Annotated in this window: 13 protein-coding genes; 7 read left to right on the forward strand and 6 right to left on the reverse strand. The window is 57.3% G+C overall.

Annotation, left to right across the window (positions count from 1 at the left end; all coding sequences use genetic code 11):
- Nucleotides 1-22: 22 nt before the first annotated feature.
- The 4 genes from ispH (at nt 23) to CPJ18_RS12225 (ending at nt 2,902) form a co-directional block, all read left to right on the forward strand.
- Entirely contained in the window at nt 23-1,069 is a 1,047-nt protein-coding gene (gene ispH, locus CPJ18_RS12210; protein ID WP_103659098.1) for a 4-hydroxy-3-methylbut-2-enyl diphosphate reductase, read from the forward strand.
- A gap of 36 nt (nt 1,070-1,105) precedes the next feature.
- A complete protein-coding gene (locus CPJ18_RS12215; RefSeq protein WP_103658561.1) occupies nt 1,106-2,074 on the forward strand; it encodes a homoserine kinase in 969 nt (322 codons plus the stop codon).
- The gene (gene rnhA / locus CPJ18_RS12220) at nt 2,071-2,511 is read left to right on the forward strand and encodes a ribonuclease HI (protein ID WP_067651561.1); all 441 of its coding nucleotides are present in this window, start codon (nt 2,071-2,073) and stop codon (nt 2,509-2,511) included. Before CPJ18_RS12215 ends, rnhA begins: the two co-directional genes overlap by 4 nt.
- Nucleotides 2,512-2,593: 82 nt before the next feature.
- Complete coding sequence (locus CPJ18_RS12225) at nt 2,594-2,902, forward strand: Dabb family protein (RefSeq protein ID WP_077103623.1); 309 nt, start codon at nt 2,594-2,596, stop codon at nt 2,900-2,902.
- 41 nt (nt 2,903-2,943) lie between these two features.
- Here CPJ18_RS12225 and CPJ18_RS12230 read toward each other — a convergent pair whose 3' ends face one another.
- From CPJ18_RS12230 to CPJ18_RS12250, 5 genes are all read right to left on the reverse strand, one after another.
- Entirely contained in the window at nt 2,944-3,840 is an 897-nt protein-coding gene (locus CPJ18_RS12230) for a metal ABC transporter substrate-binding protein (RefSeq protein ID WP_103658563.1), read from the reverse strand.
- 16 nt (nt 3,841-3,856) lie between these two features.
- Nucleotides 3,857-4,729, reverse strand: a complete 873-nt coding sequence (locus tag CPJ18_RS12235; RefSeq protein WP_103658565.1) for a metal ABC transporter permease — start codon at nt 4,727-4,729, stop codon at nt 3,857-3,859.
- Nucleotides 4,726-5,469 carry a metal ABC transporter ATP-binding protein gene (locus CPJ18_RS12240; protein ID WP_103658567.1) on the reverse strand — a complete coding sequence of 248 codons (744 nt, stop codon included), beginning with the start codon at nt 5,467-5,469 and terminating at the stop codon, nt 4,726-4,728. Before CPJ18_RS12240 ends, CPJ18_RS12235 begins: the two co-directional genes overlap by 4 nt.
- A 301-nt stretch (nt 5,470-5,770) precedes the next feature.
- The gene (locus tag CPJ18_RS12245) at nt 5,771-6,256 is read right to left on the reverse strand and encodes a peroxiredoxin (RefSeq protein WP_077103846.1); all 486 of its coding nucleotides are present in this window, start codon (nt 6,254-6,256) and stop codon (nt 5,771-5,773) included.
- 78 nt (nt 6,257-6,334) lie between these two features.
- Nucleotides 6,335-7,183, reverse strand: coding sequence for a protein-disulfide reductase DsbD domain-containing protein (locus CPJ18_RS12250; protein ID WP_103658569.1), 849 nt, complete (start codon nt 7,181-7,183; stop codon nt 6,335-6,337).
- Nucleotides 7,184-7,342: 159 nt separating this feature from the next.
- On the opposite strand from CPJ18_RS12250, the gene CPJ18_RS12255 reads away from it, so the two are divergent.
- From CPJ18_RS12255 to CPJ18_RS12265, 3 genes are all read left to right on the forward strand, one after another.
- Nucleotides 7,343-7,948 carry a YqgE/AlgH family protein gene (locus CPJ18_RS12255; protein ID WP_103584884.1) on the forward strand — a complete coding sequence of 202 codons (606 nt, stop codon included), beginning with the start codon at nt 7,343-7,345 and terminating at the stop codon, nt 7,946-7,948.
- Between the two features lie 94 nt (nt 7,949-8,042).
- Nucleotides 8,043-8,234, forward strand: a complete 192-nt coding sequence (locus CPJ18_RS12260) for a CsbD family protein (RefSeq protein WP_077118991.1) — start codon at nt 8,043-8,045, stop codon at nt 8,232-8,234.
- A 142-nt stretch (nt 8,235-8,376) separates the two neighbouring features.
- A complete protein-coding gene (locus tag CPJ18_RS12265) occupies nt 8,377-9,513 on the forward strand; it encodes a zinc-binding metallopeptidase family protein (protein WP_103584882.1) in 1,137 nt (378 codons plus the stop codon).
- Here the strand turns inward: CPJ18_RS12265 and CPJ18_RS12270 are convergent.
- Nucleotides 9,492-12,404 carry an EAL domain-containing protein gene (locus CPJ18_RS12270; protein ID WP_077103635.1) on the reverse strand — a complete coding sequence of 971 codons (2,913 nt, stop codon included), beginning with the start codon at nt 12,402-12,404 and terminating at the stop codon, nt 9,492-9,494. The two genes, CPJ18_RS12265 and CPJ18_RS12270, sit on opposite strands and share 22 nt — an antisense overlap.
- Nucleotides 12,405-12,409 lie beyond the last annotated feature (5 nt).

Here is a 12,409-nt window from a genome sequence, read left to right on the forward strand (position 1 = left end):
CCGGGAGGCTGAAGGAGAAGGAATGAATATTGCCGTTTCCAAACCGCCTCTGACGATCAGGCTCTGCGGCCCGCGCGGTTTCTGCGCCGGTGTCGACCGTGCCATCCAGATCGTCGTGCTGGCTTTGAAAGCCTATGGCGCACCCGTCTATGTTCGCCATGAGATCGTCCATAACCGCTATGTGGTCGAAGGGCTAGAAGCCAAGGGTGCGATTTTCGTTGAGGAATTGAACGAAATTCCAGCAGAACATCGCCAGCAGCCAGTGGTTTTTTCAGCGCACGGCGTGCCGAAATCCGTGCCTGAGGATGCGCAGGCCAGAAACCTGTTTTATCTCGACGCAACATGCCCGCTGGTATCGAAGGTCCATAAACAGGCCATGCGCCACCAACGTCTCGGTCGTCACGTCGTCCTCATCGGTCATGCCGGCCACCCGGAAGTCATCGGCACCATGGGTCAATTGCCCGAAGGTGCGGTATCGCTGGTGGAGACGGTGGAAGATGCGGCGCTTTATCAGCCCGTCGATACGCAAAATCTGGGTTTCGTGACGCAAACGACGCTCTCGGTGGACGATACTGCAGGCGTCATCGCCAAGCTTCAGGAACGCTTTCCAGCCATGCAGGCCCCGGCGGCAGACAGCATCTGCTATGCCACCACCAACCGTCAGGATGCGGTCAAGCAGGCAGCACCCGGCTGTGACCTGTTCATCGTCGTCGGCGCGCCGAACTCTTCCAATTCAAAGCGCCTTGTCGAAGTCGCCTTGCGGGCTGGTGCCAAACGTTCGGTTCTGGTCCAGCGCGCCGCTGAAATCGACTGGGACCAGATTGGCGATGTGCAGACGGTGGGTCTTTCTGCGGGCGCGTCCGCGCCGGAAGTTATCGTCGACGAGATCATTCAGGCCTTCAAGGCTCGTTTCGATACCACGCTGGATCTGGCCATCACGGTCGAAGAGACCGAGCATTTTCTGGTGAATCGCGAACTGCGTGAGATCGAACTGACAACGCAGGACATGGCCTTCGTCAATGGCACCGCAAGTGACGCTCTGCCACCAAAGCCAGCCTCCGGCTTTTGATTACAAATACCCCCGCATTCTTCAAGAGATCAGACATTGGCAGTTTATACGGATATCAGCGAAGACGATCTGAAGCATTTTCTCGGGCAATATGACGTTGGCGAGCTGACGTCCTATAAGGGCATTGCCGAGGGCGTGGAAAACACTAATTTCCTGCTGCACACGACCAAGGAGCCGCTGATACTCACGCTCTATGAAAAGCGCGTGGAAAAGTCGGACCTGCCGTTTTTCTTAGGTTTGAAGCAGCATTTGTTCGCAAAAGGTCTGTCCTGCCCGTTGCCGCTTCCCCGTCACGACGGTGAATTGCTGGGCGAACTGTCGCAGCGGCCTGCCGCCCTGATTTCGTTTCTGGAAGGCATGTGGTTGCGCAAGCCGGAAGCCAAACACTGCCGGGAAGTGGGCAAGGCTCTTGCCGCCATGCATCTGGCCGGGGAAGGGTTCGAACTGAAACGTCCCAATGCCTTGTCAGTCGAGGGCTGGAAGGTTCTCTGGGATAAATCCGAAGCCCGCGCCGATGAAGTCGAGGCTGGTTTGCAACAGGAAATCCGCGCCGATATCGATTTTCTCGCCGCCAACTGGCCGAAGGATTTGCCCGCAGGCGTCATCCACGCCGATTTGTTTCAGGACAACGTCTTTTTCCTGGGGGATGAGCTATCGGGCCTGATCGACTTCTACTTCGCCTGCAATGATTTGCTGGCCTATGACGTGTCCATCTGCCTCAACGCGTGGTGCTTCGAAAAAGATGGCTCCTATAATGTCACCAAGGGCAAAGCGCTTCTGGAAGGCTACCAGTCAGTGCGGCCGATGAGCGATGCGGAGCTTGATGCGTTGCCGCTTCTGGCGCGGGGCTCGGCGCTACGCTTCTTCCTCACGCGTCTCTATGACTGGCTGACGACGCCGGAAGGCGCGCTCGTCGTAAAGAAAGATCCGCTGGAATATCTGCGCAAGCTGCGCTTCCACCGCGCCATCGGCCACTTTACCGAATACGGGCTGGTGGGGCGATGAAGCACGTCGAGATTTATACCGATGGTGCCTGTTCCGGCAATCCCGGGCCGGGCGGCTGGGGCGCTGTTCTTCGCTATGGCGAAACCGAGAAGGAACTGTGCGGCGGTGAGGCGGAAACGACCAACAATCGCATGGAACTCATGGCCGCTATCTCGTCGCTCAACGCGCTGAAATCCCCCTGCGAAGTCGATCTCTACACCGACAGCGCCTATGTGAAGGACGGGATTACCAAGTGGATTTTCGGCTGGAAGAAAAAAGGCTGGAAGACCGCAGACAACAAGCCCGTCAAGAATGTCGAGCTGTGGCAGGCGCTGGAGCTGGCGCGCGAGCGCCACAAGGTGACGCTGCACTGGGTTAAGGGCCATGCGGGCCACCCGGAAAATGAACGCGCCGACGAGCTTGCCCGCAAAGGCATGGAGCCGTTCAAACGGCGGTAACAGACAGGTGCTTTACTGGGGTTTGCGGATTGCGCTTCCCGGCCTATCTTCATCAAAAACATAAAGCAGAAGAGGGACACCCATGATCTTACATTGCGTTTTCGTGCGCTTCAAATCCGCGACCGCGACGGCGGAAAAACAGGCGATCTATGAGGCCATTACGGCGCTGAAAGATGTCATCCCCGGCATCATCGACGTAAAATGCGGACAGAATGTTTCATCCGAGGGTCTGAACGGCAATTTTCTGGATGGCTTTATCGTCACGCTGGAGAGCCTGGAAGCACGGGACGAATATCTCGCCCACCCGCAGCATGTCGATGTTGGTGAACGCCTGATCGGACTGACCGATGGCGGCGCGGCGGGCCTTCTGGTCTTTGATATGTCAGTCTAATTTACGACTGCGGCGGTAAGCCGCCGCAGTCGTTGCATCCATCAGCTTGATTTGCTGATGGCAGCCGCTATCTGCTCGACATTGTAGCGGAACATCTTCTCATAGGTCGAAGCAGGGCCCTTGGCCTTGGAAAGCGCTTCGACATACAATTCGCCGCCAGGCTCTGCGCCGGTGGCTTTGGCAACCTGCTTTACCAAACGCGGATCATTCGAGTTCTCGAAGAAATACGTCTTCACATGCTCGGCCTTGATCTGCTCGATCAGCTTGCCGACATCTCCGGCAGACGCTTCTGTCTCGGTGGACACGCCCAGTGGCGACAGGAATGTTACCTTATATTCCCGCCCGAAATAGCCAAATGCGTCATGGCTCGTCAGCACCTTGCGGCGATCTTCCGGAATGGCATCGAATTTCGCATGCGCGAAGGCATCGAGACCATCCAGTGTCTTGAGATAGGCCTCGGCATTTGCCTTGAAATCTTCCTTGTCCGTCGGGTCCGCGGCGGAAAGCGCCGTTTCGATGTTCTTGACCCAGATTTTAACATTGACCGGGCTGTTCCACACATGCGGATCGGTCACGGTCTTGCCGTCTTCGTCCATCTCTCGCGTCTTGATACCATCGGAAACCGTCACGGGTGTTCCCTTGTAACCGGAGGCAGAAATCAGCCGGTCCATCCATCCTTCTAGGCCGAGCCCGCTGACGAAAACGACGTCTGCCGCCTTCAGGTTTTTCGCATCGGCGGGCGATGGCTCGAATTCATGCGGATCGCCATCCGGCTTCACGAGGCTGGTCACGGTCACATGCTTGCCGCCTACCTGCTTGACCACATCGGCAAGCACGGTAAAGGACGCGACGGCCTTCAGTTCTGCGGCGGATACGGGAGCCGAAAGGGCGATAAGTGCGGAAATGGCAGCAGAGAAAAGTAAAGTGCGGGATAACATTGGCACGTCTCCAGATTTAGCCCTTTAAATGCGGGCGGGTGAAATAGCGGCCTGCGAGACCTGCGGGTGCCGCCACGATGGACAGCCCGTAGAGGCAGGTTGCAGCCATGATGATGGTTGGCCCCGAAGCCAGTTCGAAATGGTACGAGATGACAAGGCCGACATAGCCGGAGATGGCGGCGCTCACAGCGGCAACCACCAGCATGGAGGGAAGATTGCGCGTCCATAATTGCGCAATGGCCGCCGGTAGCATCATCAACCCCACCGCCATCAGCGTGCCGAGCGCCTGAAAGCTTGCCACCAGATTGATGACGACAAGCACCAGAAAGATGACGTGATAGACGGGACCTCGACCGCCCACGGCTCTCAAAAAGCCGGGATCGAAGCATTCGGTCACCAACGGGCGATAGATGATGGCGAGGACGACGAGTGTCAGCGAGGTGATGGCACCGATCTGGTAGAGAGCTGGCGCGTCGATGGCGAGGATCGTGCCGAAAAGTACATGCAGAAGATCGACGTTCGATCCATGCAGGGAAACGATCAGAACCCCGAGCGCCAGTGACGCCAGATAGAAACTTGCAAAGCTCGCATCCTCCTGCAACGGCGTGATGCGGCTGACGATACCCGAGAGAAGCGCCACCGAGAGCCCGGCAACCAGTCCGCCAATACCCATGGCGGTCAGAGATAGGGAACCGGCGATGAGATAACCGATGGCCGCGCCCGGCAAAATGGCATGGCTGAGCGCATCTCCCATCAGGCTCATGCGCCGCAACATCAGGAAAACGCCGATCGGGCTGGCACCGGCTGCAAGGCAGAAGCAGGCGATCAGCGCACGCCGCATGAAGCCGTAGTCCTGAAACGGCGCAAGGAAAATATCATAGGCCGTCATGCTGCGGGCTCGCAGACGTCGCTGGCATCATCCCACCTTTCGGCCATGATACGGGCGCGTAACAGATTGACGGGCGACATGACCTGATGTGTCGGTCCCCATGCAATGAGTTCACGCGCGATCAGCAGCGTCTCGGGAAAATGCGTGCGCACCTGTTCAAAGTCATGCAACACGGCAATGACGGTGCGGCCCTCGCCATGCCAATGTGTAACGATATCCAGAAGGTCGCGGGTCGTGCGCGCATCGATTGCGGTAAAGGGCTCATCCAGCAGAATGACGCTGGCATCCTGCATCAACAGGCGGGCGAACAGAACACGCTGGAACTGCCCGGCAGACAGCGCGCCTATCGACCTTTTTTCAAAGCCCGAAAGGCCAACCGTTGCTAGCGCCTCTTCCGCCCGCTTTTCATCTTTTTGGGTGACGCTGCCAAATGCGCCTGCGGTTTTCCATGTGCCGAGTAACACCGTTTCCAAAACAGAAATCGGGAAACGCCGGTTGATGTCTGTTGCTTGCGGAAGGTAACCGAATTCGGCGCGCTTGAGCGCGTGATCGACGGAGCCTTGGGAGGCTCTAATATCGCCGATGATCGCCTTCAGCAGCGTCGATTTACCGGCGCCATTCGGGCCAGCAACCGCCGTCAGGCTTCCCTTGGCAAAACTGCCCGAGATGTGGTGCACCGCCGGGTGGCGGTCGTAAGCCACCGTCAGATTATTGATCGTCAGCACCGCAGGATTGCTCATGACAACACCACGGCCCAGTGGATGCCGAGCCAAAGCGGAGCGAGAATGATGAGCGCGATGATGAGGCGTGTGGATATGGATTGTTGCAGGAGGCGGCGAAAAGAAAAGGCATGCAGCATTTGGATGCTCACAATAATGTTATACAATTACGGTAATAGTATAACAATTGCGGCGGAAGAATGGCGCTTGAATGGGGATTAGCTGATGGGTGTTATGCTGCTCAACGGCATGCGTGGCGCGTCACGAAGAGCGAGTGGCAGGAAATCCTGGGCTCTACGCCCAGGATTACATCAAAAGCAAATTAAAGCTGCTCGATCATCGTCGCAGCGGACGAAACCGTTGCCTGACCGGGATTTTCTTCAACGTTCAGCGATTTGACCACGCCGTCTTCCACCAGCATGGAGTAGCGCTTGGAGCGAACGCCGAGGCTACCAGCGGAGAGGTCGGCATCGAGGCCGAGCGCCTTGGTGAAGGATGCATCCCAGTCTGCCAGGAAGTGGATTTTGCCTTGGCCGCCTGAGGATTGCGCCCATGCGCCCATGACGTGCCAGTCATTGACGGCGATAACAGCGATGTCGTCGACGCCGCGCGCAAGAATGGTATCGCGGTTTTCGAGATAGCCGGGAAGGTGGTTCAGCGAGCAGGTGGGTGTGAACGCGCCTGGGACGGCGAAAACAACGACCTTCTTGCCGTTGAAAAGAGCGTCTGTCGTTGTTTCAACCGGGCCGTCAGCCGTCTTTTCCTTGAAGGTCGCAGATGGAAGTTTGTCGCCGATCTTGATGGTCATGATGTCGCTCCTGTGGCAATGATCCGGCGCGACTATAGAGGATGATTTCGCAATGTCGCCAGCGAATTTCATCGTCCCTCACTGCGGAAAATCAAGCGGAGCTTCCATCACCTTCTCACCGGATTTCACCAGAATGGTCCAGCGCTGACCCTTGGGATTATAGGACTTCGGAAGTCCTTTTATGTTCATGTAGAAAGACAGCTTGCGCTTGTCGCGCACCATGTTCTGCGGCTCGAAATAGGCGTAGCCGGAAGGGCCGGCAACGAAGATTTCGGTCTCCTTCGGCGCATCCTCCGGTAGTCGCAATTCAACACCCAGTAGGGTCTTGTCGGGCGTGATGTGGAAACTCTGCACCCGAAAATCGTCGTTGGCCGGTTCCGGCAAAGCCATATTTGCGGTTTCTACGGCCTGCGTCTCTTCTTGTGTGGCCGCTTTTCCGTGATCCTTGCGGATGTCGAAATTGGCTTCGAATGGAATGCAGATATTAAGGCAGACGCCGATAAAAGCCGTCAGCCGCGCCCTGTCTTCATCGGAGCCGGGCTGAGACTGCAATGTGAAGGGCAGGCTGACGGGCGTGTCATAACCGATGTCGCTGATCTCGTCGTTCTTGATGAGCTTAGGCACCGGAAACGCCAGCGAGGTCAGGGTTGCGCCACTGGAGGGGTCAAGCTTGATCTTTGGCGGAATTCCAGCTTCTCCCGGCTCGCGCCAGTAGGTTATCCAGCCGGGCTTGAGCTCGATCTGCAGAACTGCGTCGATGCGGCCAGTGGCGTCGGCCGGCTTGCTGACGACGCGCATGCGCCCGCCTTCACTCGCTTCCCACTTCGTTACATCGGCCTGTGCGAGTTTGGGGGGAGATGCCAGTGCGAGCGTAAGAGCAAACAGTGGCAGAGATGCGCGTAAGAAAAGAAAGAGCGTAGCGTTCATGTCTTCGGTCTAGCCTAACATCTATCAGGGGGCCAGTTACGATTTTCACCCCTTCATCATTTTCGGTTGATTGATCGGCCTCTATGTCGCATCCTTCGTCTATGACCAACCCTTATGCCGTACCTCTTTCCACGAGAATATAGCAGACCGGAGGCGCCAGTGACCTTTTCGACCCTGATGGACAAAAAAGAGCGTGGCTTTCTGGATGGCCATTTTCTCATCGCCATGCCGGGACTGGAGGGTGGTTCGTTCGAGCGCTCGGTGGTCTATATTTGCGCCCATTCAGATGCGGGTGCCATCGGCTTCATCATCAACCGCGCCCAGCAGATCACCTTTACCGATGTGCTGCTGCATCTGAAGATGATGGATCAGAACGACGCCATCATGCTGCCTGACCGCACCCGCGAATTTCCCATTCAATGCGGCGGGCCTGTGGAGTCCGGCCGGGGTTTCGTGCTGCATTCGGATGATTACAGCAGCGAATCCAGCATCCCCGTCAGCGACGATATTTCCCTAACGTCGACGCTCGATATCGTGCGCGCCATTTCCGGCGGGCGGGGGCCGGACAAGGCAACCATGCTGCTGGGGTATGCTGGCTGGGGGCCGGGACAGCTTGAAAACGAGATGGTCAACAATGGCTGGCTCAACTGCCCCGCATCCGAAGAGCTGATCTTTGATCGCTTCCTCGACAACAAATACGAGCGCGCCCTTGGTTTGATGGGTGTGGACCCGCGAATGTTGTCGGCGCAGGCGGGTCATGCTTGAGAGACGTAAATTTTAGCGGAACTAAAATTTGATCCTGACGTTTTTACCTCGGTCGCCAGCGCCACGTCTGGTTAAAAAACTAGGGAGAAATATCATGGGTAGCACATCCGATAAAGTCGCTGGCAAGGCCAACGAAATTGCAGGCAAGGTCAAGCAGAGCGTAGGCAAGGCAACCGACAATGACAGCCTGCGCGCCAAAGGTGCAGCGCAGGAAACCAAGGGCAAGATCCAGACCACGACTGGTAAAGCCAAGGATGCCGTCAAGGGTGCGGTCGACCGGGCCTAATCTGCCTGTAGCTCAGCGACCGCGCTGACAACAGTTCAATAGAAGCGCATGTGTTCTTGAAACACATGCGTTTTTTTATCTGTCATCTCACATTTCCTCTTAGCTCAGAGCCGATTTTGCGGTTCGTTTCCAGGAGCGATACATGCGCCTATTTTCATGCGCTGCTTGCGGTCAGCCCGTCCATTTTGACAATCGCTCATGTGTCAAATGCGGTCACCGTCTGGTCTTTGTGCCTCAGACGCTTTCCATGGAAGCGATCGAGCCTGCCGGTGATCCAAACTGGTCGCTCGTGGCGCATCCGGAGCGTCAGGTCCGGTTTTGTGCCAACGAAGTCAACGACATCTGCAACTGGTCCGTGCCAGCAGAAAGCAACAGCAATTTTTGTCCGGCTTGCAGCCACAACAGGCTGGTGCCAGATGCTTCGACCGAAGAAGGTGTCGAACAATGGCGCAGGCTGAGCCAGGCCCAGCGACACCTTTTTTATTCCATGCTTCGCTTGAAGCTGCCGCATCCCAATCGCGACGTCGACCCGCAGGGCGGTCTCGTTTTCGACTTTCTGGTGGATGAAGTGGCGCCGGATGGCTCGATCATTCCGGCCATGACCGGCCATGATGAAGGCCTGATCGCCATCCGTGCCGCCGAGTCTGACGATGCGACGCGCGAGCAGATCAAGAGCAACATGAATGAGCCCTACCGCACCATGCTCGGCCATTTCCGCCATGAGGTCGGTCACTTCATCTGGAACAAGCTGGTGCGCGATGCGGACCGGCTGGAAGCGTGCCGCGCCGTGTTCGGAGACGAGCGCGAGGATTATGGCGAAGCGCTGAAGCGTAATTACGAGCAGGGACCACGTCTTGGCTGGCAGGAAACATTCATCAGCTCCTATGCCTCCGTCCATCCGTGGGAAGACTTTGCAGAGTGCTTTGCGCATTACCTGCACATAGTCGATACGCTGGAAACCGCACACGCATTCGGCATCGCCATCGAGCCTGAAGGTCATCAGGAGCTGGAAACGGATGTTGCCTTCGAGCCTTACAGCGCAAGAAGCGCGCAGCAATTGGTCGATGCGTGGATCCCTCTGACGGTCGCTCTCAACTCCATGCAGCGCAGCATGGGTGAGGCGGATCTCTATCCCTTCGTGCTGGCCCCCGCAGTGGTGGAAAAGCTGGAATTCATGCACAAGCTATTGCACGACAAAATTCCAGCGAACCAGCAGACCGATTGGCAACAGGGGTTTCAGCAGCAGGCGCATCAGGATCAGGCCCTTTTGACCACCTGAAAACGCTCCCGAAGCAGTCTTAGGGCTGCATCGGGTGTGTCCGGCGTACCGAACAGGAAGCTTTGCCCGTAATGACAATTCATGCGGGCAAGCTCTGCTGCATCTTCCGGCGTTTCGATACCTTCAGCAACCACCTGCATCTCCAAGGCACGCGCCATGGCAATGATGGAGCGTAGAAGCACATTGCGCTTGTCGCTGGTGTTGGCGACCAGCGCCTTGTCCAGCTTGATCGTGTCGAACGGGAAGCGTGTCAGATAGGCGAGCGAGGAATAGCCCGTTCCGAAATCATCCAGCGCAAGGCTCAGGCCGGTTTCCTTGAGCTTGGCGAGAACAAGCCGCGCCTGTTCCGGATTTTCCATGACGACAGACTCGGTCAGTTCCAGCTTCAATTGTTTCGGATTGCAGCGGGTTCGCTGCAACATGCTGCGCACATCCGTATAAAGCTCGTTATTCAGCAGCTGTGCGCTGGAAATATTGACCGAGATGAAAATCGGCAGCTTGTCGATGGCATGTTGCCAGTCCATTAGGTCAGTCGCTGCCCGTTCCAGAGCGAACATTCCCAAAGGCTCGATCAGCCCGGAGGCCTCCGCCACTGGAATAAATTCGCTTGGCGGAATGGTGCCGCGCTTGGGATGTTCCCACCGCATCAGCGCTTCAAAGCCAGCGAGATCGCCATTATCCAGCTTGATGATGGGCTGGTAAGCAAGCGATAGCTCCTTGCGCTCGATAGCGCGGCGCAAATCGCTTTCCATTTGCAGGCGGTCGGTGCCCGATGTGCGGAAGGCCGGGCGGAACGGCTCGACACGGTTGCCACCAGCGCGTTTGGCGCGGTACATGGCAAGCTCGGCATCGCTGAGCAGACCCGCAGCATTTTCCTGTTGATCGATCCACGAGACGAGGCCGATGGAGGCCGTCAGAATGATTTCGCGATTGGCGAAGTTGATCGGCACCATGATGGCTTTGTTCACGGCATCGGCAAAATCCGCCACGCGCTGCGGGTCTCGCTCCGAAACCAATATCAAACCGAATTCGTCACCCGAAAGCCGCGCCAAGGTGTCTTGCGGTTTCAGAAGACGACGCAAGCGTCGTGTGAGCGCGATCAGAATATTGTCACCGGCGGCAATGCCCAGCGTGTCATTGACCAGCTTGTAGCGGTCGATATCGATCGCCATCACAGTCGGGCGAACCGTCTCACCCTCGGGTGCGAGGTTGAGGACGGATTGCAGGCGGTCGAGGAAGACCTGGCGGTTCGGCAGGCCGGTTAGATTGTCGCTCAACGCATCCTGCAACAGCCGCTCGATGGAGTTTTTCTGTTCGGTAATATCGGTGATCGTGCCGACGCAGCGAATGATTTCACCGTTCGAGCCCAGCACGGGCCGTGCACGAATTTGCAGCCAGTGGAAATGCCCGTCTTCGGCGCGAATGCGGAATTCGTGGTTCAGACGTCCCTTGCGGTGGTCCAGCAGAACGTCCAGTGTCGCCTTGAAGCGGTCGCGGTCGTCAGGATGCAGGCGCGGTATCCAGTTTCTTGCCGCGCCATGCATAGTGCCGGGATGAAGCCCAAGCTTGACCGAAACATCGGGCGTCGTGACGATGCGGTCGCGCGTGACGTCCCAGTCCCATACCGTATCTCCGCTGCCGGTCAGAGCCAGCGATTGCCGCTCCAGATCGGAAAACAGTCCCTGCTGGTAGGCGCTACCCGCAAAGGCGTGCTGAATAACGGTAAAGCCGATCAGCAGGACGATCAGCACCAGCCCGCCACCAAGGGCAGGCTGGACGATGTCGTTGTCCAGTTGTCCGGTGACCGTCAGCCAGCTTCCAAACAGCCAGACGATGATCAGCGCCCAAGACGGCACGAGCAAAATGGCGCGGTCATAGCGGTTGAAACCGAGATAGATGATCAGCACGATGCCAGCCGTTGCCGTCAACGCGAAGGACAGGCGAGCGATACCGGATGCGATGGACGGATCATAGATCGCTACGCCGAACAATGCGCCAAGGCCGATGATCCATGCGAATGTCGCGTAACCCAGATGCGCATGCCACCGGTTCAAATTGAGATAGGTGAACAGGAAGACCACGAAACTGGAAGCGAGCGCCACTTCGGCACCCGCGCGCCATATTCGCTCGTCGCTGGAGGTAACGGTGATCAGCTTTTCCAAAAATCCGAAGTCGACGCAGATATAGGCCAGAACCGCCCAGGACAGCGCCGCCGAAGCGGGTAGGACGGACGTGCCTTTGACGACGAAGAGAATGGTCAAAAGGACCGCCAACAGGCCGGCAATACCCAGAACAATGCCGCGATACAGCGTGAAGGCGTTGATCGTGTCCTTGTAGGCCTCTGGTTCCCACAGATAAATTTGCGGCAATTGCGGCGTCGACAGTTCCGCCACGAAGGTGATCACCGCGCCGGGGTTGAGCGTGATGCGAAACACGTCCGCGTCGGCGCTGGGTTGCCGGTCCAGCGCAAAACCTTCACTGGGGGTGATGGCGATGATGCGCTGGGAGCCGAGATCCGGCCAGAAAATTTTCGAGTTTACCAGCCGAAAATGCGGTGCGACGATCACGCGCTCCAACTGTTCTTCAGACACATTGGCGAGTGCAAACACCGCCCAATCGCCCTGATGCGCGGGAGAGGAGGCACGCACCTCGATACGACGACGAATACCATCGGGACCGGGTGCGGTGGAAACCTGAAAAGCCTCGCCCTGATTGGCGTAGATATCTGTTGTTGCGGTCAAATCCAACGCCGTATCGTCGCGGGAAATCTTGACCGGCTCAAACGCATGCGCTTGTGCGGTAAACAGCACGAATAAAAACAGCAGAGGCGTAAAGCGCGCTGCGGCCACAAGACGTCCAACGAGGCGCGACGCAAGGCTAATATATTTCATCTATC

Source organism: Agrobacterium rosae (genome assembly GCF_002915175.1).
Classification (GTDB): Bacteria; Pseudomonadota; Alphaproteobacteria; order Rhizobiales; family Rhizobiaceae; genus Agrobacterium; species Agrobacterium rosae.

Excerpts from the sequence above, each read along its gene's own strand:
- ispH (WP_103659098.1), top strand. The coding sequence starts at position 23 with ATGAATATTGCCGTTTCCAAACCGCCTCTGACGATCAGGCTCTGCGGC.
- CPJ18_RS12260 (WP_077118991.1), top strand. The coding sequence starts at position 8,043 with ATGGGTAGCACATCCGATAAAGTCGCTGGCAAGGCCAACGAAATTGCA.
- CPJ18_RS12245 (WP_077103846.1), bottom strand. The coding sequence starts at position 6,256 with ATGACCATCAAGATCGGCGACAAACTTCCATCTGCGACCTTCAAGGAA.
- rnhA (WP_067651561.1), top strand. The coding sequence starts at position 2,071 with ATGAAGCACGTCGAGATTTATACCGATGGTGCCTGTTCCGGCAATCCC.
- CPJ18_RS12225 (WP_077103623.1), top strand. The coding sequence starts at position 2,594 with ATGATCTTACATTGCGTTTTCGTGCGCTTCAAATCCGCGACCGCGACG.
- CPJ18_RS12240 (WP_103658567.1), bottom strand. The coding sequence starts at position 5,469 with ATGAGCAATCCTGCGGTGCTGACGATCAATAATCTGACGGTGGCTTAC.
- CPJ18_RS12265 (WP_103584882.1), top strand. The coding sequence starts at position 8,377 with ATGCGCCTATTTTCATGCGCTGCTTGCGGTCAGCCCGTCCATTTTGAC.
- CPJ18_RS12250 (WP_103658569.1), bottom strand. The coding sequence starts at position 7,183 with ATGAACGCTACGCTCTTTCTTTTCTTACGCGCATCTCTGCCACTGTTT.
- CPJ18_RS12230 (WP_103658563.1), bottom strand. The coding sequence starts at position 3,840 with ATGTTATCCCGCACTTTACTTTTCTCTGCTGCCATTTCCGCACTTATC.
- CPJ18_RS12270 (WP_077103635.1), bottom strand. The coding sequence starts at position 12,404 with ATGAAATATATTAGCCTTGCGTCGCGCCTCGTTGGACGTCTTGTGGCC.
- CPJ18_RS12235 (WP_103658565.1), bottom strand. The coding sequence starts at position 4,729 with ATGACGGCCTATGATATTTTCCTTGCGCCGTTTCAGGACTACGGCTTC.